Annotated in this window: 18 protein-coding genes and 1 tRNA gene; 8 read left to right on the forward strand and 11 right to left on the reverse strand. The window is 47.0% G+C overall.

The features are described from left to right. Nucleotides 1-38 precede the first annotated feature (38 nt). Nucleotides 39-1,703, forward strand: coding sequence for a recombinase family protein (locus DW015_RS08965; RefSeq protein ID WP_015558955.1), 1,665 nt, complete (start codon nt 39-41; stop codon nt 1,701-1,703). Here DW015_RS08965 and DW015_RS08970 read toward each other — a convergent pair. The 6 genes from DW015_RS08970 to DW015_RS08995 form a co-directional block, all read right to left on the reverse strand. Further along, complete coding sequence (locus DW015_RS08970) at nt 1,637-3,322, reverse strand: hypothetical protein (RefSeq protein WP_117905390.1); 1,686 nt, start codon at nt 3,320-3,322, stop codon at nt 1,637-1,639. The two genes, DW015_RS08965 and DW015_RS08970, sit on opposite strands and share 67 nt — an antisense overlap. A 59-nt stretch (nt 3,323-3,381) precedes the next feature. After that, nucleotides 3,382-3,768 (reverse strand): hypothetical protein, encoded by a 387-nt coding sequence (locus tag DW015_RS08975; RefSeq protein WP_117905391.1) that lies wholly within the window; start codon nt 3,766-3,768, stop codon nt 3,382-3,384. Nucleotides 3,769-3,947: 179 nt separating this feature from the next. Then, nucleotides 3,948-4,577 (reverse strand): response regulator transcription factor, encoded by a 630-nt coding sequence (locus tag DW015_RS08980; RefSeq protein WP_117877879.1) that lies wholly within the window; start codon nt 4,575-4,577, stop codon nt 3,948-3,950. Then, nucleotides 4,574-5,824 carry an ATP-binding protein gene (locus DW015_RS08985; RefSeq protein ID WP_117905392.1) on the reverse strand — a complete coding sequence of 417 codons (1,251 nt, stop codon included), beginning with the start codon at nt 5,822-5,824 and terminating at the stop codon, nt 4,574-4,576. Before DW015_RS08985 ends, DW015_RS08980 begins: the two co-directional genes overlap by 4 nt. Next, on the reverse strand, nt 5,821-7,482 hold the full coding sequence (locus tag DW015_RS08990; RefSeq protein ID WP_117905393.1) for a hypothetical protein: 1,662 nt from the start codon (nt 7,480-7,482) through the stop codon (nt 5,821-5,823). Before DW015_RS08990 ends, DW015_RS08985 begins: the two co-directional genes overlap by 4 nt. Nucleotides 7,483-7,589: 107 nt before the next feature. Beyond that, nucleotides 7,590-7,666, reverse strand: a tRNA-Arg gene (locus DW015_RS08995). A gap of 314 nt (nt 7,667-7,980) precedes the next feature. Here DW015_RS08995 and DW015_RS09000 point away from each other — a divergent pair. Further along, the gene (locus DW015_RS09000) at nt 7,981-8,562 is read left to right on the forward strand and encodes a manganese efflux pump MntP family protein (protein WP_347501043.1); all 582 of its coding nucleotides are present in this window, start codon (nt 7,981-7,983) and stop codon (nt 8,560-8,562) included. Nucleotides 8,563-8,613: 51 nt separating this feature from the next. On the opposite strand, the gene DW015_RS09005 is transcribed toward DW015_RS09000, so the two are convergent. The 5 genes from DW015_RS09005 to DW015_RS09020 all read right to left on the reverse strand — a co-directional run bounded on the left by DW015_RS09005 (nt 8,614) and on the right by DW015_RS09020 (nt 14,370). Next, nucleotides 8,614-10,500, reverse strand: coding sequence for a GGDEF domain-containing protein (locus DW015_RS09005; protein WP_181979889.1), 1,887 nt, complete (start codon nt 10,498-10,500; stop codon nt 8,614-8,616). Nucleotides 10,501-10,817: 317 nt separating this feature from the next. Further along, nucleotides 10,818-11,747, reverse strand: a complete 930-nt coding sequence (locus DW015_RS09010) for an acyl-CoA thioester hydrolase/BAAT C-terminal domain-containing protein (protein ID WP_117905396.1) — start codon at nt 11,745-11,747, stop codon at nt 10,818-10,820. 234 nt (nt 11,748-11,981) lie between these two features. Further along, nucleotides 11,982-12,128 (reverse strand): hypothetical protein, encoded by a 147-nt coding sequence (locus tag DW015_RS13445; protein ID WP_181979890.1) that lies wholly within the window; start codon nt 12,126-12,128, stop codon nt 11,982-11,984. Further along, the gene (gene feoB / locus DW015_RS09015) at nt 12,125-14,131 is read right to left on the reverse strand and encodes a ferrous iron transport protein B (RefSeq protein ID WP_117905397.1); all 2,007 of its coding nucleotides are present in this window, start codon (nt 14,129-14,131) and stop codon (nt 12,125-12,127) included. The genes DW015_RS13445 and feoB overlap by 4 nt, the downstream gene beginning before the upstream one ends. Continuing rightward, nucleotides 14,128-14,370, reverse strand: a complete 243-nt coding sequence (locus DW015_RS09020) for a FeoA family protein (protein WP_022287113.1) — start codon at nt 14,368-14,370, stop codon at nt 14,128-14,130. Before DW015_RS09020 ends, feoB begins: the two co-directional genes overlap by 4 nt. 226 nt (nt 14,371-14,596) lie before the next feature. Between DW015_RS09020 and DW015_RS09025 the strand changes: the two genes are divergently transcribed. The 6 genes from DW015_RS09025 (at nt 14,597) to DW015_RS09050 (ending at nt 20,417) form a co-directional block, all read left to right on the forward strand. Continuing rightward, nucleotides 14,597-14,842 carry a TM1266 family iron-only hydrogenase system putative regulator gene (locus DW015_RS09025; protein WP_022287112.1) on the forward strand — a complete coding sequence of 82 codons (246 nt, stop codon included), beginning with the start codon at nt 14,597-14,599 and terminating at the stop codon, nt 14,840-14,842. Between the two features lie 165 nt (nt 14,843-15,007). Further along, nucleotides 15,008-16,231, forward strand: a complete 1,224-nt coding sequence (gene hydF, locus DW015_RS09030; protein ID WP_117905398.1) for a [FeFe] hydrogenase H-cluster maturation GTPase HydF — start codon at nt 15,008-15,010, stop codon at nt 16,229-16,231. Next, on the forward strand, nt 16,209-17,249 hold the full coding sequence (hydE, locus tag DW015_RS09035; protein WP_117905399.1) for a [FeFe] hydrogenase H-cluster radical SAM maturase HydE: 1,041 nt from the start codon (nt 16,209-16,211) through the stop codon (nt 17,247-17,249). Before hydF ends, hydE begins: the two co-directional genes overlap by 23 nt. Beyond that, nucleotides 17,249-18,013, forward strand: coding sequence for a nitrogenase iron protein NifH (locus tag DW015_RS09040; RefSeq protein WP_117905400.1), 765 nt, complete (start codon nt 17,249-17,251; stop codon nt 18,011-18,013). The genes hydE and DW015_RS09040 overlap by 1 nt, the downstream gene beginning before the upstream one ends. Then, nucleotides 18,010-19,302 carry a nitrogenase component 1 gene (locus DW015_RS09045; protein WP_117905401.1) on the forward strand — a complete coding sequence of 431 codons (1,293 nt, stop codon included), beginning with the start codon at nt 18,010-18,012 and terminating at the stop codon, nt 19,300-19,302. The genes DW015_RS09040 and DW015_RS09045 overlap by 4 nt, the downstream gene beginning before the upstream one ends. Continuing rightward, nucleotides 19,299-20,417 carry a nitrogenase component 1 gene (locus tag DW015_RS09050; RefSeq protein WP_117905402.1) on the forward strand — a complete coding sequence of 373 codons (1,119 nt, stop codon included), beginning with the start codon at nt 19,299-19,301 and terminating at the stop codon, nt 20,415-20,417. The genes DW015_RS09045 and DW015_RS09050 overlap by 4 nt, the downstream gene beginning before the upstream one ends. Nucleotides 20,418-20,434: the final 17 nt, after the last annotated feature.

Below are 20,434 nucleotides of genomic sequence, written 5' to 3' on the forward strand. Positions count from 1 at the left end.
CATCGAATATGGTTTGCTTTGATTGGAAAGGAGTTATTATGGCAAAGCAAACTACTTACAATGTCGGGATCTATGTGCGTTTGTCGCAGGAGGACGAACGTGCGGGCGAATCCCTTTCGATTGAAAATCAGAAGAAGATGCTGACGGAATATGTCAGCAAGCAGGAGGGGTGGAATCTTATCGAGATATGCGAGGACGATGGCTATTCGGGAACAAGTTTCGATAGACCAGGTATCAAGCAGATTCTTGATGATGCAAAGTCGGGAAAGATAAATCTTATCCTCTGTAAAGACCTTTCACGTTTCGGAAGAAATTATATCGAGGTCGGTCAGTATATAGATTACATTTTTCCTTCATTCAATATCCGCTTCATCGCCCTGAGCGACAATGTAGACACGCTTGACAGAAACAGTTCGGCAATGGATCTTATGCCTGTGATGAATTTATTCAACGAATGGCACGCCGCCAACACGTCAAAGAAGGTACGCAGTGTCATGGCAGCAAATTCTCGGCAGGGCAAGTATCTGGCGGCTTCAGCTTCTTATGGTTACATCAAGGCAGATGATGAAAAGCATACGCCCTTGATTGATGAAGATGCCGCCGTTATCGTAAGACGTATATTTGAGCAGAGGGCAAGAGGGTTAAGTCCGAAGCAGATCGCTATACAGCTTAACAAGGACGGCATCGCAACTCCCTCGGATCATCGTTATCAGCTTAAAGGCAAAGATAATCCCCTTGTGACTTCACATCTGTGGAATGATTGTATGGTGCGTGGCATTCTTAACAATGAGATTTATATCGGAAATCTCGCACAGCAGAGAGTGACAACGGTATCCTACAAAAATCACAAGCAGATACGCAAGGACAGGTCGGAATGGATAGTGATTGAAAATAATCATGAACCTATCATTTCAAGAGAGCTGTGGGACAAGGTTAGAGAGGTTGACGCATCGGTGAGTATCGGCAAGACAACAAAAGAAGGCGTGATTCTTCCGCTGTCAGGATTTATGTACTGCCCAGACTGCGGTTACAAGATGAAAATGAACAGAACCATGCACACCTCTAAGAAGCGTGGAACATATGAGACTGTCAGCTATCGCTGTGGTACTTATGTTAGAAGCGGAATGGACGGCTGCACTCCTCATTCCATTTTGGAAAGAGTAATTTCACAGATTGTTGTTGACGATATTAGAGCAAAGGCACGACTTGCCGTTGAGGACGAGGACGCACTCCGTGAAGCCGTTAGAAAACGCAGACAGGCTACTGCCGATGCGGAGAGCCAGCATAACAGCAAGGAACTCCATGAGGGTGAGAAAAGGCTTGCACAGCTCGAAACGCTTATCAGTAAGACCTATGAAGAAAAGCTCCTCGGTACTGTACCCGAAGAACTCTGCGTGAAAATGCTGAATCAGTATCTTGATGAGCAGAAGATGCTGAGAGAGAAAGTCGCTGTACTGAAAGAAAAGTGCGAAACCGCTGAACAGGCTGAAAAGGATATTGACAGATACATTGAAAATATCAAGAAGTATGTCGATATTCAGGAGCTTACCCGTGAGACTTGTTTGGAGCTTATCGAGTACATCGTGATTGGTGATCGTCCCGAAAGCAAGGACGAGGACAGGCAGATTCACATCTTTTACAAGTTCCTTGACAAAGGGCTTACGGAGAAAAGAAACATTCTGCTTCCGCAGAATGTGGAGTAAATAATATTTGGGTGTACTTTTATGGGGTTCTCCTCCGTGGGCACACGCACACCCGCCTGCTTGTGGCTGTAGGCATGGGTGGCAGTCAGCTTTGCCTCCGCCGTTTTCATGGTGTCCGAAGGGTCGCCCTTTCTGCCGATGACGCAGTAGTAGGAGTAGTCCTCCTGGCAGGCCTGGGTGGAAACCGGCATCTTCAGTGTGGAGGTCGTCACACCCGTGTAAAACCCATCCTCCGGCAGCTTGTAGGGCGCCGCCGTGGGATTCTCATTATCCTTCCGATACCACTGATAGGTCAGCTCGTCGCCCTTCAGGCTTTTTGCCATGACAGAGAAGGTGACCGGGTTATTTTCATAGAACAGCAGGCCGTTTTCCGGCTCTTCGTTATAATCATCGTAGATAGAGGTCTTGCACTTGACGCCCCTCGGCTGGCGGTTGATGACGATGGAGCTGCCGCTTATGTAGCCGCAGACCTTGCACACGCCCTTGGCGTCAAATTCATGGTTGGCGGTATTCAGTTTTTTATCGTCACAATAGCGGCAGGGGTGCCAGTGCTGCGTTCCGTCAGCCTCCCAGGTGGCGGAGGCTATGTGGGTATGCCCAGCGCCGGAATGCTCCGTCTTCAGATGATCCTCAAAATCAGAGTCGCTGAAGCACCAGTCGTCATGATCGCAGCCCATCGCGCGCACGGCATCAAGGCAGCAGTCCTTGCAGCGCTGATCGCAGCCGTCCTCGCAGGGATCGCTGTCGTGGAAGCACAGGCCGCAGTCTTCGCAGAAGTGATCCGCATAGTCCGTGTCCATTGCGCACATTCCCTCGGAGCAGTCGGAGTTGCCCTCGCAGCACTCCTTGCACATCTCGCAGGTTTCGCAGAACTCGTCCTCGTCCTCCTTATCTGTGACCCAGCCGTCACAGCCCTGGCAGATGTGCTCGTCCCACTCGGGGCTTTCCACGCAGGTCTCGCCGTCTGGGCAGCCGCCGCCCTCGGAGTTATCTCGGCAGCACTCAAGGCACAGGCCGCAGTCCTCGCAGGACTCCCGGTTCAGCAGGCATTCCTCACACTGCTCGCAGGATGTGTGGCAATCGATGCAGTGGATGACGCCGGTATCATCGTCGTCCACGCACTCGTCCACCGAACCGAAGCAGGCATTACACAGCGAGCAGTGCATCGGGTCGCTGTCATCGTTTGCACAGTCATCGCAGAAGCCGCAGGAGTCGCAGATGGTTATGGAGCAGCAGGGACCCTTATGGCATTCGCCGCACAGCTGGTCATCCTCGCCAATGTAGCACTTGGCGCAGGTGGAGCAGTGCGTGTCCTCCATGCAGTCGGCGCATTTGTAGCATTGATCGCACCAATTGGGTGTATTGAACAGACACTCACCACAATCGTTGCAGTGGAATTCAGCGAAGCAGTCGGAGTTGCAGTCAACAGTGCAGAACCCACAACCGTCGCACATATTCTCGCCCCAGTGGTAGTGGTCGCAGTAGATACAATCTGTGCCTTGGTCGTAGTCGTCCCAAAAGGCATGGGTATGAAGTTCCTGACTCGGCATCAATGAGAGCATCATCACAAGCGCCAACAGGACGCTGGCGACGCGCCTTCGTTTGTTCGTTTTTGTCATACTATTATTCCTCCCTCATAATTATTTTGAAGATTTTTATGCTTTTTGTGTTGCCTGATTTAAACACTGTCGATGACCGAAGCAAAGTAGTTTTCGGATACCGAACCGAAGAGAAAAGCGTCTATCAGACCCTCGCGCTTTGCCTGCCGTACCTTTTCGGTCAAATCTTCATCTGTATCATCATCCACAAAGAGAATGACACGACAGCTTCCCGTGTTCCGTTTTACCTTGTCACGGATTGCCATTCGTTCTTTGAACATCCATGGCGAATACGCCTTGACCTCCATTAAAAGCACATCCGGTCGATGCGTTTTGCACCACTCGGCGGTTGCGTCCGGCGACTCGGAAATCACAACTTGGCAATCGTCCAATTTTTGCATCAGCATTCGCTCCATGGTGTGCGCATGGATATCGCTTTGAATGTCCAGAACGATTTTTTTCATCATTCATCACCACCTTCTAAAAGCACAATCCTAATCTTACATTATCTATTATACTGATTTTTTGGCGTTTGTCACTGGCACTTGTGCCAGTAACAGAAGAAAGATCTCGATTTTTTCAAAAAAATTTTGCCTTTTGGGCGCGAAAAACCCCTTGACCGTACAGCCAAGGGGTTCAGTTTTGCTTATTCGTCTTTTAAGGTGATCACCATGAGCTTGTTTTCAATGGCGGTTGCAACCAGCGCTTCTCTGCTTTCAAAGCCGCTCTTTTCCACCATATCGTCCAGATTCCAGCGAACGCCGTTTTTGGAGATGCCCAGCTTATCGGCAATTTCCTGATAGGTAAAGCCCTTTATATAAAGGCGTAGTATGTCTAACTGTCGGGGCGAGAAGACATCGGACATCGTACCCTCCATTTCAATGGCCGGAGCGGTATCGGGGAATACCTTTTCCCCTGCCAGAGTGCGCTTTACCACGCTCATCAGCTCCTCTGTTCCGTGGTCCTTATACCACAGGCTGTCGGCAGCACCCATTTTGGCTCTTTGCAAAACTTCGGGATCGACAAGCGAGGTAGCCACAACGATCTTGATTTGCGGAAAAGCCTTTTTGATGCGCTTTGCGGCGGCAAGACCGGAATGCTTATGCTGCGTCTGCACATCCATAAGGACGAGCTTTACGGTGGCGTCGCAGTGCTTTTCCGCTTCAAAGGCGTCACGGAAAACGCCGACAAGATGAAACTCGCCGTCTGCCGCAAGACGGTCGACAAAGTGCTTTTGGATGTATAGATCATCCTCTACAAGTATGGTGTTTATCATAGGCTGATCTCCTTTGCGGGAATCGTAATAAGAAGAGCAAAGCGTGGATTGTGGGAAATATGCATTTCACCGCCGGAGCTTTCAATACTGCGGCGAAGCGTTGACAGGCCGCTGCCCTCCTTTATCGGCTCTGTGGGTATTTTGCCGTTGTTGGTTATGGTAACATCATAGCGTTCGCCGCGCTGGGCAATGCGGATATATACCTCATTCCCGTCTGCGTGCTTGATGCAGTTGGTCACGCACTCCTTGGCGGCAGCAACGGTCAGCTCCTCGGCTGCGGTATCACGGGGCAGGTAGCCGTCGATTTTTACAGCCACGCCAAGCTGCTGTGCGGTTCTTTTTACCTCGTCCATTGTGCTGACAGAGGTGACACGGTTGCTTGCCAGCATACCGATGGCATTTTGCAGCGCCTCAAGCTTTCGCTCGGTATCCTCTCCGCTGTCTATGATGTCACGGATGGTCAGGAGGCTTCGCCCGATGGTATCGTGAATATAGACCTTCAGATCAAGGCTTTCCTTCTCTTTGACATCGTTCTCCATGCGAGCGTACATCTTCTTGAGCTTTCGATTGACTTCTGCCAGTTCTTCATTTATTTCCTCTTGCTTTTGGTAGCCGTTATACAGCTCGGTTACATTGTGCGCCGTTATCTGCTGCCAGCGGTCATCGCTGTCCACGATGATATTTTGTGTGCGAAACTGCCAGACGGTCTTGTCGGGCAGAATGTAGCAATCGTCCTTGACGGTTACGGATCTGTCCGGCACGCTCAGGGCATTTTCCATATCGGTTTTGATTTGCAGCTCGTGGCCGCAAAGGGCAAAGGAGAGCCTGCGCATACGGTTGTTGCACAGGATGATCCTTCCGTTCGGGTCGGCAAAGCAGATGCCCATAGGCAGTTTATCCGTTGCTTCCTTAATGGAGAACGGCGAGAGCTCGTTCTTTTTACGGCGGTATTCCCGCGGCAGAGCAATGGCAAAGTGAACTGCCGCAAGGAAAATGGCAGCGGCAAATATCAGCCACGGTGCGTCCAGCAGAAATGCGTCCCCGATATTATCGGGATCTGCCTGAGAAACGGAGAATAGCAGCGGGATCATCACCGCCATGACTGCCAGACTCAGCAGGCTGCGCACTGGCTTATTGCTGCGAAGAAGCTGATACATAAACAGCCCGATCTCAAGGACGATCTCCACAAGCATGATAAACGGCAGCATGGTCTGCCAAAATTCAGAAAGGGAAGAAAATGCACTCATTTCCTGTCACCTTCTTTCGCTTCAAATACAAGGTGCTGGTATTCCTCGTCATCCTCTTTTTCACAGCGGATACAGTCTCCGCTTACCAAAGCGGAAAGGTCGGCTTTGCAGCACACATTCAGTGACAAGCGCAAGCCGTTTGCCTTTATGAGGCTTACCTGTATGCCTGTTAAATTCAAAATGTCGGCTTCAATAACCGATTCATAAAAATCAAATACAGCAGTCGCCGTTTTGCCGGAGAGCATGGAAAGAGATTCGTCCACATAGAGCGAGCTGCGGACGCCCAACAGCTTCAGCGTTTGGAGGGATTCATTGAATGCACGGTGGAGTTCCGTTTCCGCTATTTTAATATCTCGGTCGGTAAGGAGCGTCAGATGCTTGCGGCGTTTAATATAGCTGCACAGCACGGCGATCTCGGCAAGGAGTGTTTTAGCACTGTCGTGATCGGTGCTTGAGATTCGGCGGTATTCCTTAGTAAGCTCTGCAATGCGGTCGATCTGCGTCTGCGTAGCGGAACGCAGGAGATCATACAGGCGGTTTTGCTCCTCCACCTTGCGGCGCTTGGCTTCACGCTTGTATTCATAACGGAGTATTTCGTTCCTGTCGGCAAGCTCGTCTGCAAGAAGCTCGGAATCCTCCTTGATGTCACGCAAAGCCGACACATCCTCTGTCCATACGGCATAGCCGCCATCAATGGGCATGGTGTGAACGGTCAAGCCGCCCATCGTGACCGGGCTTTGCTCGGCTTTTTTCATCGTTTCCTTTGAGATAGGCGCAGTGTTTACAGCTGCATACCGAACGGTAAAGTCCTTGTCGGTGATCTCTGCCGATGTGCCCACAGAGGAGGCAAACAAGTCCACATAACGGCTGTTTGAATGTATATATCCACAGGCGATGCAAAACTCAAAGGTCAGAATATACATCACACTCTGGAATGCGGCAATATCGCCGAACAAGTGGAGCAGCCAATCCGCACCCGCATAGTAAAGCACGCTGTAAACGATCGTCAGCAGCATAGGAACAATGGGCAGAAAGTGGAGCCTTCCTTTTTGCACACGGCATTTGAAAAACATAATTACGAGTGCGGCAAAGGCACACAGCACCTGCCAGCCTACAATGATGAAGTAGCCTATCGAGTAGCCGTTGTTTTTGTCTGTCCACACGGCGGCGTCTTTCGGAAAGGTAAATACGAATTGGTGCAGGTCATTTGTGAGCACGAGCAGAAGCAATGTGCCGGAGATGATCCACAGAATCGACATTCCATTGGGGAATTTGTATTCGTCCGGCTTTCCCAATGACATGGCGATCAGCAGCGCCAGCATAGGCACAAAAAGCATGGGCAGATAGAACAGATACCACAAGTAACGGACGGCATCCGGCTGCCAGAATATAAAATACTTTGCCGAACGGACTACCATCCATATGATGAGCAGTACTGCGGTGACCGTCATAAACCTGCACACCTGCTTTTGCACGATCCGCTGACGGACGGAGAGCCCCCAGGCGGCGAACAGACCGATATAGATAAAGCTGCGCAGATAGGAAAACAGCATCGGGTAGAAGCTGCCCCTGCCCACAATTCGGAAGCAATATGCCAGTATCACGGCAAGTACAGCGATGCCGCTTGTTATGATAGTATTCTTTTTCTGTTCGGTCATAAACAGACCCCATTTCGCCTTCATTCGTTTTTGTTTACCTTTGGGTAGCAAAAAAGCCCGATATATTCGGGCTTTTCGCAGGAGACTTCTTTTTTGTCTTAACATTATGGCGTTCCCGAGGTGATTCGAACACCCGACCTACCGCTTAGGAGGCGGTCGCTCTATCCAGCTGAGCTACGGAAACACATCACAACTGTTATTATATCACAGTTTTGCAATTTTGTCAAATGTTTATTTGCCAAAAAAGTTGACAAAGGAAAACTTTTATGATATGATAATAATACTTTATTACCAGTGAGGGAGTAGTTGACGCAGGGGATATCCTGCGGGGCAAGTCAACATACTGATCGTCTTGGCGGTCTGGCTTGTCGAGAGGGCGAAAGCCTTTAGTAACAAGACTCACATACGGCTGACAGGATAGCTGTATGCTGAGCTTTTTAAGTCGGGTACAGCTTTGTATCGGGCTTTTTATTTTTGCCTGAAATAATTGTAGGAGCGATAAAAATGGGATTTATTGAGCTTTTTCTGATCGGTGTTGGACTATCTATGGACGCTTTTGCAGTGTCTGTTTGCAAGGGCTTGAATATGAGAAAAATTAATTATAAGCACGCACTTATAATAGGCGGCTTCTTTGGAGGCTTTCAGGCTCTTATGCCGTTTGTAGGCTGGGCATTGGGCAGCCAGTTCGAGCAGTATATAGAATCGGTGGATCACTGGATAGCCTTTGTCCTGCTTGCTTTCATCGGAGGAAAAATGGTCTGTGAATCTATAAAGGGCGGCGATGATGACGAGGAGTCGCCTGACGGGGAAAAGCTAGATATCAAGGAGCTTTTTATACTCGCCATAGCAACAAGTATCGACGCACTTGCAGTCGGAATAACGTTCGCTTTCCTGAAGGTGAGTATCGTGCCGTCTATAACCATTATAGGCTTGACAACGTTCCTTATCTCTGTAGGCGGAGTTGTTATCGGCAACAAGTTCGGCTCAAAATATAAGAGCAAGGCAGAAATAGCAGGGGGCATTATACTCGTTTTGATCGGGCTGAAGATCCTTCTTGAGGGAGTTGGCATACTCAAATAGCATAACAAAAGGGCGGAAGTTTTCAAACTATCCGCCCTCTTGTTATGTCTGTTAGTCCCGTCGACTATGATGTTTACGCTTTTGCGTGTACATCTCACGATCTGACGCTTTCATAAGATCGTCGATCTCTTTCAATGTTTTCGGCTTTCCCGCCTTGTAGCCACAGCTTATCGACACATCATATGGCGACTTGCTTCTGCGATTGTACTCTGCTATGCTGCGGGATATCTTTTCGTAAAAGCTGTCTGCATCGTCTGTTTCAGCGATAACAGCTACAAATTCATCACCGCCGAAGCGTGAGCATATCCCACCTTCTGCAGTGCATTTTGTCATCAGCGACGCCACTGCCTTTATCGCCTTGTCACCCTCGTTGTGACCATAGAGGTCATTTATCTTTTTAAGGTTGTCCATGTCAATGGAGAAAACCCATACGCCTACGCCCTGTTTCTCAGCCTTTGAAATAAGCTTTCTAACGTTCTTGTAAAAGCCCCTGCGATTATATATCCCTGTCATGGGGTCAAGCATATGTATCCTTGCAAGTTCTGCATTTGCCCTTTCAAGCCGCTGGCGGTTTTTAAAGCTCTCCATTATCTGATTGGTGTTGTTTATAAAACGCCTTGTGTTCTGGAAAAGAAAATATATAGGATTATATGAATTTGCCGCATAGCCTATGACCTCGTCCTGAAAATGAAGCGGCGAGAACATTAAGCAGTTATGGCGTCCAAGGACTTGCTCCATATCAGGCAAAAGATCCTTGGTGTCAAATACTTCACCGGTCTTGTATTTGTTGTCAAAAGTCTGCATGAAAACTCTCATCTGCTTTGTAAAGCTGTTATTAAAGCGTTCTCTCTGCCTCGTGTTTGACAGAAAATCAGAGTTTGTGCATACCCAGCTATAATAATCTCCCGAACGTGCCATTACCTTTGCCGTTTCTTCTACGGTGTGACATTCCACTGATTTTGCAAGATAAGAGAACATATGCTGTTCGTGACCATCAGAATTGTTCATTCTGTGGTAAAGCTCAAGGATCTTGTCGCCTACTTCTCTCGGGTCTATTTTCTTACAGCCGCAAGACTGGGATATCCTCATGGTGTAGTTGACCTCTATTTTTTCAGGAAGAGGAATTCCGTTCATCATATGGTCTATGGCGTTTATTATCTTTTCGCCAAGCACATCATTGTCTACAGCCGCCGTTGTAAGACGAGGGCTGTTATACTGTTCAAGCTCGATGCCGTCAAAGCCCGTTACAATAACGTCTTCAGGCACTTTTATGCCGCGTTCTCTCAGTATGCTGCAAGCTGCTATCGCCATAGCGTCGTTTGCACATATTATCGCCTGCGGAAATTCCAAACTGCTTTCTAAAAATTTCTGCAATACTCCTTTTGTTGGCATATCCCAGAAGTCACCATAGCCAAGACGCTCAGGCTCAAATTCTATGCCGTTTTCCGCAAGCACCTTTTTGTATGCTTCTATACGCTCTTCTGAGAAAGCATTGCCCTTTACGCCAGCAATGAAATTAACTCTTCTGCAGCCGTGAAATTCGATCACATGGCGAACTATCTTTTCAAAAACGTCAGAGTAATTGAATGTCACACTGCAGCAATTATCCATTGTACTGTCAACGCATATGACAGGAACACCGTGTTCATGGGCACGCTTGCTTATCTCGTTGGAAATGCTGTCTCTTTTTATTGCCTCGGGCATTATTATAAGTACGTCAAGAATGTCATAATTTATAAGGTCAAAAATGCTTGCTTCACCATGGTTGTAGGAGCTGTTGTTATAAAGGTCGCAAAAGGTGTTGAAAAGAAGCACCTTGTAGCCCTCTTTTACACCTTTTCGGCTTATGGAAGATACTATCTCTCTCACATAGTCAGATTGTACGCATGAAGTGCAGATACCTATTATTTTATATTTCGCTGTATCGCTTGTAAACATAGCTTGCTCCTTCGTCAGGGTCATGACGACCCACCACTATCTATATAAAATAATTGTTTTTTGCTTTGATATGTGACTACTATTAGAAAATATTCACATACCGTTAATTTTACCATATCCGCATTCTAATGTCAATAGAAAACCCACAAAATTCACAAAAATCTTCTTTTTGAAAGCATTTATGCTGTTGCAAAAAATAACAGACCGACTTTCAGCTTTTTTCGCTGGAAGTCGGTCTTTGTTTATCGTAAAACATATCGGGCATGGGGCGACAAGAGGTCGCCCCTACACAAAATAGCGTATTTTATGGGCTTTTTTTATTCAGCTACCCACTGTTTTAAAGCCGCAGAAAGTCGTCTGTCGATATCCTTTCTTGTCTGCTCGCACTCCTTAGGATAGTCCTTTGCAGCCTTGAAAATAAATTTCATTACGAATTTAAGTCCCACAGGAAGTGCTTTTCTGAGCATTGTCTCAGGAAGCACAAAGTGCGTTCCATGCTCGTAAGTCAGGGCTTCGTAATCGCACTCGTGAGGGCGTTCTTTCAAGCGCTTATCCATGCGGCGGACGTATTTTCCTGCCTCCCAGAAGCTGTCGTCATCAGCACCCACCATTATAAGCTTGCCCTTGATGTTCTCAACCTTTATCATTTCTTCCTCTGTATGTTCTCTTGCCTTTTCAGAGTCAATAAAAAGGTGCGTGCTTCGTGTTATATCTCCCGAGCCTTTGGTTTCTTCTTCTATTTTGTGATAGTATTCAGGGTGGGCATAAACGAACGGCATATAGGCAAGCGGCTTGCCCTGCCATGAAAGTGTGGAAGCGTCAGGGATAGGCCATTCCTTGCAGCCGTCTTTTTCGCCCTGCTCAAAGCCCTGCCATACAAAGTCACTTGGCGTAAGACCGAAAGTGAGTGTTATGTCAGGGAAATATGAAGCTGCCACAAGGGAATCCATTCCTGCTGTACTCATTCCCATTATGCCTATCTTCTTGTTTCCATGGCTTTTGAGCCACTTTATAGCGGTCTCTATCCTTTCAAGCGGGAAGTTCACATGGCCGTAGTTCTTCACGTCAGGTGACATACACATAACGTTCACGTCATTTTGGTGAAGCCATTTTGCTCCGCACTTTGCCATAAAGTCATTAGGATCGTCGCCGAACAGACCTATCATTGCGCAGTTTGCACCCTTTGGATTTTCATAATATGTACCATAAAAACCGTCTTTCTCATTGCTAAAAAATTGTTTCTTCATAATACCGACCTTTCTAAGTTGGTTTTCTTTATAAAGTTAGATTGAGCTAACTGCATCTCAAAAAAACAGGGTAGATTACTTCGCCCTAAGCTATATTATATCACATTTTTGCTTATTTGTCAGGTGTATTAACGAAAAAAGTCAGATGTATTGTAAATTTTTGATTTTCTTAGTGTTGCTTATATATTAATAAAATGGCGGAGAACGCATTCTTTTTGCAGTTCTCCGCTACTTTTATGCCTTATTTTTTGCCGCATCTGCTGTGACAGTGTGAACAACAGCCACAGCATTTACTTTTTTCTTTTGCTTTGATATACTTATTGCCGCCGCCACTGCCCATAAAAGCAGAAGTATCACCACTATCCAGTCGGCTGTATTCATAATAACGCTCCTATCTGATATACCGCACAGCCGCAAAGCCATGCCACCATGCACTGCATTATCACAACGCCTACTGTCTGTATCCTTGAATCAAGTTCTCTCTTTATGGTTGCCACCGCCGCAACACATGGGGTGTAAAGCAGGGTGAATACGAGAAAGCTCAGTGCGGAAAGGGTGGAGAATGCTCCCGAAAGAGCAGTGCCAAGATTTGCAGTGCTTGTGTTCATCAGTACCGCCATTGTGCTTACTACCGCCTCTTTTGCAGTGAAGCCTGAAATAAGCGAGGTGGTCACTCTCCAATCTGCAAAGCCCAAAGGCTTGAATATTGGCGATATAGCCTGACCGATAAGAGCGAGCAGGCTGTCGGAGGAGTCTTTTACAACGTTGAGCTTTGCGTCAAAGGTCTCCAAAAACCATATTATGATAGTCGCAAAGAATATTACTGTGAAAGCTCTTTGTATAAAGTCCTTTGCCTTGTCCCAAAGAAGAAGTCCTACGCTTTTTGCCGAAGGAAGACGATAGTTTGGAAGCTCCATTACAAACGGCACAGGCTTGCCACGGAAAGCTGTATTTTTCAGTATCAGTGCAATTATTATCCCAAGTACTATGCCCGTTATGTATAAGCCTATCATCACAAGCGCCTGATATTTCTTGAAAAACGCAGCACAGAAAACTGCGTAAATAGGTATCTTTGCCGAACAGCTCATGTAAGGGGTAAGAAGTATGGTCATTTTTCTGTCACGGTCTGATACAAGCGTCCTCGTTGCCATTATGGCAGGCACTGAACAGCCGAAGCCTATGAGCATAGGCACAAAGCTTCGTCCCGAAAGACCTATCTTTCTAAGAAGCTTGTCCATTACGAATGCCACTCGTGCCATGTAGCCCGTGTCCTCCAGTATGGAAAGGAAAAAGAACAGCGTCACTATTATAGGCAGAAAGCTTAGAACGCTTCCAACGCCTGCAAAAACTCCGTCTATTATAAGGCTGTGTACAACAGGGTTTATGCCGTAGGCTGTAAGCCCTTTGTCTGCTAGGTCGGTGAGCTTGTCTATACCAAGGGAAAGCCAATCGGAAAGGGTCGAGCCGATAACATTGAATGTGAGGAAAAATACAAGAAACATTATCCCGAAAAATACAGGCAGTGCAGTGTATTTTCCCGTTAAAATGCGGTCTATTTTTACGCTCCGCTTGTGTTCTCGGCTCTCGTGGCATTTCACAACGCTTACGGCAACGACTTTCTCGATAAAGTCGTATCGCATATCTGCAAGCGCCGCATTTCTGTCAAGCTTTGATTCGTCCTCCATTTCCACTATGCAGTGTTCGAGAAGCTCCAGCTCGTTTTGATTAAGCTCAAGCTGATCCTCAATGTTTTTATCACCCTCAATAAGCTTTGAAGCACAAAATCTCGGCGGTATGCCTGCACGGTTTGCGTGATCCATGATAAGATGCACAACTGCGTGTATACATCTGTGTACAGCGGAATCATCTGAGCAAAAGTCTGTGACAACAGGCTTTGTCTTGTTTCGGGCAGTTTCTACAGCCTTGTCGATAAGGTCTGAGATACCCTCGCCCTTTGCCGCACTTACCGGTATGACAGGTATGCCAAGTGCGTCGCTCATCATTTTTACGTCTATCGTTCCACCGTTGGCTCTTACCTCGTCCATCATGTTTAAGGCAAGCACCATTGGCACACGCAGTTCAAGAAGCTGTAAAGTGAGATACAGATTTCGCTCTATATTGGTGGCGTCAACAATGTTTATAATGCCGTCAGGCTTTTCATTTATTATGTAGTCACGGGTGACGATCTCTTCCTGCGTGTAAGGGCGCAGTGAGTATATTCCCGGCAGATCCACCACAGTGCAGTTTTTCTGCCCCTTTATGTCACCGACCTTCTGCTCGACTGTTACACCGGGAAAGTTTCCAACGTGCTGATTAGACCCTGTAAGGGCGTTAAAAAGCGTGGTTTTTCCGCAGTTCTGATTTCCTGCAAGGGCAAATCTCATATATGGTCATTCTCCTCTGTTTTTTCTATCTCTATGTTCTTTGCGTCCTCTATCCTGAGCGTCAGCTCATAGCCTCTCAGCACTATATCAAGAGGGTCGCCCATTGGCGCACGCTTTAGCATTTTCACTTTTGTTTTTGGTATAAGTCCCATGTCGAGAAAACGCAGCCTGAGCGCACCCTCGCCACCTACCGCTTTTATCACGGCAGACTCGCCCGTTTTAAGCTTATCAAGAGTCATTGCCTTTTCCTCCATAGCTATATTTTATTCTTATGTTTCATCTAAAAGAACTTCACAAATTAAGTTTACCATGGCTAACTTTACTTGTCAATAGTATATGTCATATATTTTATTCGATTGTTATCTAAAAAATTTATTCAAATAGATAACTTTCAATTGACAACGCCAACAAATCGTGCTATCATAAAGTAAGACAAAGTACACTTTTATATTATGGGGGTGTTTTATGGATACCCGTGTGGCAATACTTGCAATAATCGCACACGATAACGGTTCTGCGCAGGAGATAAACGCAATTCTTCATGAGCATGCCGAATATATAATAGGACGAATGGGTCTGCCGTATCGAGAACGTGGCATGAACATAATAAGTGTGGCAGTTGACGCTCCGCAGGACGTTATAAATTCTCTTGCAGGCAAGATAGGCAGGCTTGAGGGAGTGACCGCCAAGACCCTTTATTCGCCGCAGTAAAAATCTAATAAATATTTGTGACCCTGACGCCGAAAACGAGTTTTCTCCTTTAAGGCGAAAGAATACACATCAAGCAGAAAACTGCACTATCGTGTGGTCTTGTTTTGCTATAGAAAAGCTGTATCCATAGGGGTATGGCTTATTTTTTTGAGAGGAGCTTTTGCAATGGGACTTAATGACGCACCAAGCGGAGAACGTATACATATAGGATTTTTCGGCAGACGAAACGCAGGAAAATCAAGCGTTGTGAATGCAGTAACAAATCAGGATCTTGCAGTGGTATCCGATACGAAAGGCACTACCACCGACCCTGTTACAAAGGCAATGGAGCTTTTGCCCCTTGGCCCTGTTGTGATAATAGATACCCCCGGCTTTGACGACGAGGGCGAGCTTGGAGAGCTTCGTGTGAAGAAAACTAAGCAGATTTTAAACAGAACAGATTGCGCAGTTCTTGTAACAGACTGCACCTTGCCCCTTGGCGACTGCGAAAAACAGCTTATCTCAATATTCAAAGAGAAAAACATACCTTTTATTATAGCCAAAAACAAAGCCGACCTGCTCACTGATATCCCAAAAGAGGAGGGCGCAGTGTACGTTAGCGCAAAAGAGAAAACAGGCATAGAGGAGCTTAAAAACGCCATTGCAAAGCTCACTGAAACAGACACCATGACAATGAAGCTTGTGGGCGACCTTATAAAGCCAGACGATATGGTGGTGCTTGTTACCCCTATCGACAGCGCTGCACCAAAGGGCAGGCTTATCCTGCCGCAACAGCAGGCCATAAGAGATGTTCTTGAAGCAAACGCCTGTGCAGTTGTGGTAAGAGAGACCGAGCTTTCAGGAGTGCTTGACAGGATAGAGAAGCCTGCACTTGTTATAACGGATAGTCAGGCTTTCGCAAGAGTTTCAAAGGATACTCCCGAGGATATCCCTCTCACCTCATTTTCTATTCTTATGGCAAGATATAAGGGCTTTCTTGACGCCGCGGTAAAGGGCGTGAAAGCTATGGACGATCTTAAAGACGGTGACAAGGTGCTTATTTCAGAGGGCTGCACACATCATAGACAGTGCGGTGATATAGGCTCTGTGAAGCTTCCGAACTGGCTGAAAGAATACACAGGCAAGAATCTTGAGATAGTGCTTTCATCAGGTCACGGCTTTCCGGAGAAGCTTTCAGACTTTGCACTTTGCATACACTGTGGCGGCTGTATGCTCGGCTCAAAAGAGCTTACCTACAGAATGAAGTGTGCTTGTGACGCAGGCGTGCCGTTCACAAATTACGGCATTGCCATTGCCTATATGAAAGGTATTCTCAAACGGAGCATAGAAGTGTTTCCGCATCTTGTAAAGGAGCTTGAAGATCACAATGGCGGTCAGAGAACTTATTGATAAATTAAACTGCGAGAAAAAGCTTTCCCACGATGAATGGGTGAAGCTTATAAAAGAATATGGCGAGGGCGACAGAGCCTATGCCGCAGAGCTTGCAAGGGGCATTTCGCAGAAAATGTTCGGCAAGGATATCTACATAAGGGGCATAGTGGAGTTTTCAAACATCTGCAAAAACGATTGCCTTTACTGCGGAATAAGGCGTTCAAACGGCAACGTGAGCAGATACAGGCTCACCGCCGAGGAGATCTTGCAGTGCTGTGACGAGGGCTACGGCTATGGCTTCCGTACATTTGTGCTTCAAAGCGGTGAGGACGCTTTCTATGACAGAGAAATGCTCTGTGGTATCGTCAGCGAGATAAAAAAACGCCACCCTGACTGTGCGGTAACATTATCCCTAGGCGAGAAAAGCCGTGAGGATTATGAAGCCCTCTTCAATGCAGGTGCAGACCGGTATCTTCTCAGGCACGAAACTGCCGACGAGGAGCATTACAAAAAGCTCCACCCAGCCGAAATGTCTTGGAAAAACCGAATGGAGTGTCTTTCAGATCTTAAAGAGATAGGCTATCAGACAGGCTGTGGAATGATGATAGGCTCGCCGTATCAGACGGCTGAGTGCATTGCTGAGGATATGGAGTTTATGTGCGGTTTCAAGCCCGAAATGATAGGCATTGGACCTTTTCTCCCACATAAGGACACTCCTTTCAGAAGCTGTCCACAAGGCTCATATGAGCTTACGCTTTTTATGCTGAGCCTTTGCAGAATAATGCTCCCCGACGTTCTTTTGCCTGCCACCACAGCCCTTGGTACTATAAACCCCAAAGGGAGAGAACAAGGGGTGCTGTCAGGTGCGAACGTCATAATGCCGAATCTGTCCCCTGTGGCAGTGAGAAAAAAATATATGCTCTATGACAACAAGATATGCACAGGTGACGAGTCAGCACAGTGCAGGGCTTGCCTTGAAAGACGAATGGAGTCCATAGGCTATAAAATAAAGATATCAAGAGGAGATCACAGATAATGATAAAGCTTGCTTTTTACGGAAAAGGCGGAATAGGAAAGTCAACGGCGGCATCAAACGTCAGTGTTGCACTTGCACAAAAAGGGCAGAAGGTCATGCAGATAGGCTGTGACCCAAAGGCTGACTCCACCATATTTCTACATGGGGGAGAGAGGATACCCACCGTTCTTGACCTTGTGCGAAAAGGCGAAAGCTTTGACCTTGAAGATATGGTAAGGGTAGGTTATAACGGTGTTGTTTGCGTTGAAGCAGGCGGACCGGTGCCGGGGCTTGGCTGTGCAGGCAGAGGTATAATCGCCGCTTTGGAGGAGCTTGAAAAAAAGGGCGCATATGAAAAATATCAGCCTGACGTTGTTATCTATGACGTTCTCGGAGACGTGGTGTGCGGAGGTTTTTCAATGCCAATGCGAAAGGGCTATGCCGATAAGGTGTTTATCATCACATCAGGCGAGAGTATGTCTGTATATGCCGCCGCAAACATCGCAATGGCGGTGGAAAATTTCAAAAGCCGTGGATATGCTTCACTTGGCGGCTTTATCCTCAATAAACGCAACGTAAAAAACGAGGAGGAAAAAGCGGCAGAGCTTGCGGCTGATTTTCACAGCTCGGTGATAGCAGAGATAGACCGAAGTGAGCTTGTGAGCGAAGCTGAGGATATGCGCAAAACTGTCATGGAAGCTTTTCCTGACAGCACTGCGGCAGAGCAGTATAGAGAATTGGCGGATAAGATAGCCGAGCTTTGCGGTATGGGAGAAGAAAAATGATAAAAGAGAGCGGCATAAATATAACGAAGGCGGCTTTTCCTGCGCCTTTTGAAAGCGGTCTTGAATATAATCCCCCCACAAGGGGCGTGTGGAATATCGTCCATACCGGTATGCTTATCCCTGAGTCACGGCAGATATTTGTCTGCGCACAGGGCTGTTTAAGGGGCGTTATCCTCACTGCGGCAGAGATGAATGCCATGGACAGAATGTCATGGGTGACTGTTTCTGAGCAGGACTTGTATGACGGCACTATGGAGCAGGACGTTATAGACGGAGTGAGGGATATAATAAACAGGCTTGAGGAAAAGCCAAAATGCGTTTTGATTTTTCTAAGCTGTGTTCACCTTTTTGCAGGCTGTGACTTCAAAATGATAATAGACGAACTTTCGGCATTGTTTCCGCAGGTGCATTTTATAGATTGCTACATGACGCCCACCATGAGAAAGTCTATCTCCCCCGACAGCCTTATGAGAAAACAGCTTTACGAGCCACTTGAAAAGTGCGAAAAGAAGCCTGAAACGGCGGCTATAATAGGCTGTGACAGAGCCACGGACGAAGCCTCCGAGCTTGTAAAAATAATAAACTCAGCAGGCTTTGAGCTTCTTGACATAACAAAGTGCAAGACCTATGAGGAGTATCTCTCCATGGCGGAAAGCTCTTTGAATATCACCTATATCCCCACGGCAAAGCCGTCAGGAGAGGAGCTTGAAAAGCGACTTGGCACAAAGCATTTGTATCTGCCCTTGTGCTACGGCTATGATGAGATAGAGGAAAATTACAGCAGGCTTTGTACCCAGCTTGGTGTGAAAGTCCCTGATTTTTCATCCGACAGGGAAGCTGCCGACAAGGCTCTTGCAAATGCCCTTGAGATAGTGGAAAATATGCCTATAGCCGTGGATTATACTGCTCTGCCAAGACCCCTTGGCTTTTGCAGACTTCTTGCAGAGAAAGGCTTCAATGTGAAGCGTTGCTACGCCGACAGCTTTTCAGAGGAGGAAAGGGCAGATTTTGAGTGGCTGAAAGCCCATTGCCACGACCTTGAAATTCTCCCTACTGTGAATGTGAAAATGGAGTTTTCACAGTGCAGTGAAAAGTATCTTGCCATAGGTCAGAAAGCAGCGTTTTTCTGCCGGACTGATAACTTTGTTGATATAGTCGCAGGGGGCGGTGGATACGGCTTCGAGGGCATAAAAAGGCTTGCAGAGCTTATGGCTGAGGGAGCAGTAAACAAAAAGGACAGACGTAGGGTGATACAACACAAGGGCTGGGGGTGTGAAAGCTGTCTATGAATGCAAAAGTGATATCCATATATGCGGCGGATACTTCGGGAGTATGCTCGGCGCTTTATGAGCTTGGTGGAATGACCGTTGTCCATGACGCTTCGGGATGTAACTCCACCTACGCCACCCATGACGAGCCACGCTGGTATGACCGCAAAAGCATGATATATATTTCTGCACTAACAGAAGCGGACGCCGTTATGGGCAATGACGGCAAGTTCATTCGTGATGTGGCAAAAGCGGCAGGTGAGCTTTCACCCAAATTCATAGCCATTTGCGGTTCGCCAATGCCTGCAATGACAGGTTTCGACTATAGTGCGGCTGCTGAGGAGATAGAGCGTGAAACAGGTCTGACCACATTTTTCGTTGATACCAACGGCACTCATTCCTATCTTCAAGGAGTAGAGGGAGCTTTCCTTAATATTGCAAAGCTTTTCTGCCGTGAGGGAAAAGAAAAGAAGGCAAATTCAGTGAATATTATTGGTGCAACACCTCTTGACTTTTCAGTGAATAAAAGCGTAAGCTCCATAAAAAAGTGGCTTTTGGATAACGGCTTTTCAGTTCAAAGCTGTTTTGCTATGGACAGCAGTCTTGATGAGATCTCTACCGCACCACAGGCGGCTGTAAGCCTTGTTATATCCTCAGACGGGATAGCTGCGGCAAAGTATCTTTTTGATACCTATGGAGTGCCATATGTTGTGGGCGTGCCTGTGGGGAAAAGCTTTTCCAAAAAGCTTTCCGCTGACCTGAAAAGAGCAGCGTCAGAGGGCGTTTGTATAAATTCCTGCGGTGAAAAAGCTGTAGAGAATGCTCATATGATAGTTGCAGGGGAAAGCGTTTTTGCTTCTTCCCTAGGGGCTGAACTTGACGCAAAAACTGTGGCGACAGTTGGCATAAGAAACAGCGAGGTGCTGTCAGGGACGGACATTTTCTGTGAGGAAGAAGCAGAGCTTGAAAAGCTTTTTTCACAGCATAAGACCGTCATAGCAGACCCGCTTTTCAGACCTATATGCAAAGGTGCAAGCTTTGTTTCACTGCCACACGTTGCTTTTTCGGGAAGATGTTTTCTTAAAGATATCCCCGATCTGATAGATAAAGATGTAAGCAAAATACTTAACCTATAAAGAGGAGGAACGTGCTT

Source organism: Ruminococcus sp. AF37-20 (genome assembly GCF_003460465.1).
Lineage (GTDB): Bacteria > Bacillota > Clostridia > Oscillospirales > Ruminococcaceae > Hominimerdicola > Hominimerdicola aceti.

Coding starts and splice junctions, on each gene's coding strand:
- DW015_RS08965 (WP_015558955.1), top strand. CDS start 39: ATGGCAAAGCAAACTACTTACAATGTCGGGATCTATGTGCGTTTGTCG.
- DW015_RS08970 (WP_117905390.1), bottom strand. CDS start 3,322: ATGACAAAAACGAACAAACGAAGGCGCGTCGCCAGCGTCCTGTTGGCG.
- DW015_RS08975 (WP_117905391.1), bottom strand. CDS start 3,768: ATGATGAAAAAAATCGTTCTGGACATTCAAAGCGATATCCATGCGCAC.
- DW015_RS08980 (WP_117877879.1), bottom strand. CDS start 4,577: ATGATAAACACCATACTTGTAGAGGATGATCTATACATCCAAAAGCAC.
- DW015_RS08985 (WP_117905392.1), bottom strand. CDS start 5,824: ATGAGTGCATTTTCTTCCCTTTCTGAATTTTGGCAGACCATGCTGCCG.
- DW015_RS08990 (WP_117905393.1), bottom strand. CDS start 7,482: ATGACCGAACAGAAAAAGAATACTATCATAACAAGCGGCATCGCTGTA.
- DW015_RS09005 (WP_181979889.1), bottom strand. CDS start 10,500: ATGTTTACAAGCGATACAGCGAAATATAAAATAATAGGTATCTGCACT.
- DW015_RS09010 (WP_117905396.1), bottom strand. CDS start 11,747: ATGAAGAAACAATTTTTTAGCAATGAGAAAGACGGTTTTTATGGTACA.
- DW015_RS13445 (WP_181979890.1), bottom strand. CDS start 12,128: ATGAATACAGCCGACTGGATAGTGGTGATACTTCTGCTTTTATGGGCA.
- feoB (WP_117905397.1), bottom strand. CDS start 14,131: ATGAGATTTGCCCTTGCAGGAAATCAGAACTGCGGAAAAACCACGCTT.
- DW015_RS09020 (WP_022287113.1), bottom strand. CDS start 14,370: ATGACTCTTGATAAGCTTAAAACGGGCGAGTCTGCCGTGATAAAAGCG.
- DW015_RS09025 (WP_022287112.1), top strand. CDS start 14,597: ATGGATACCCGTGTGGCAATACTTGCAATAATCGCACACGATAACGGT.
- hydF (WP_117905398.1), top strand. CDS start 15,008: ATGGGACTTAATGACGCACCAAGCGGAGAACGTATACATATAGGATTT.
- hydE (WP_117905399.1), top strand. CDS start 16,209: ATGGCGGTCAGAGAACTTATTGATAAATTAAACTGCGAGAAAAAGCTT.
- DW015_RS09040 (WP_117905400.1), top strand. CDS start 17,249: ATGATAAAGCTTGCTTTTTACGGAAAAGGCGGAATAGGAAAGTCAACG.
- DW015_RS09045 (WP_117905401.1), top strand. CDS start 18,010: ATGATAAAAGAGAGCGGCATAAATATAACGAAGGCGGCTTTTCCTGCG.
- DW015_RS09050 (WP_117905402.1), top strand. CDS start 19,299: ATGAATGCAAAAGTGATATCCATATATGCGGCGGATACTTCGGGAGTA.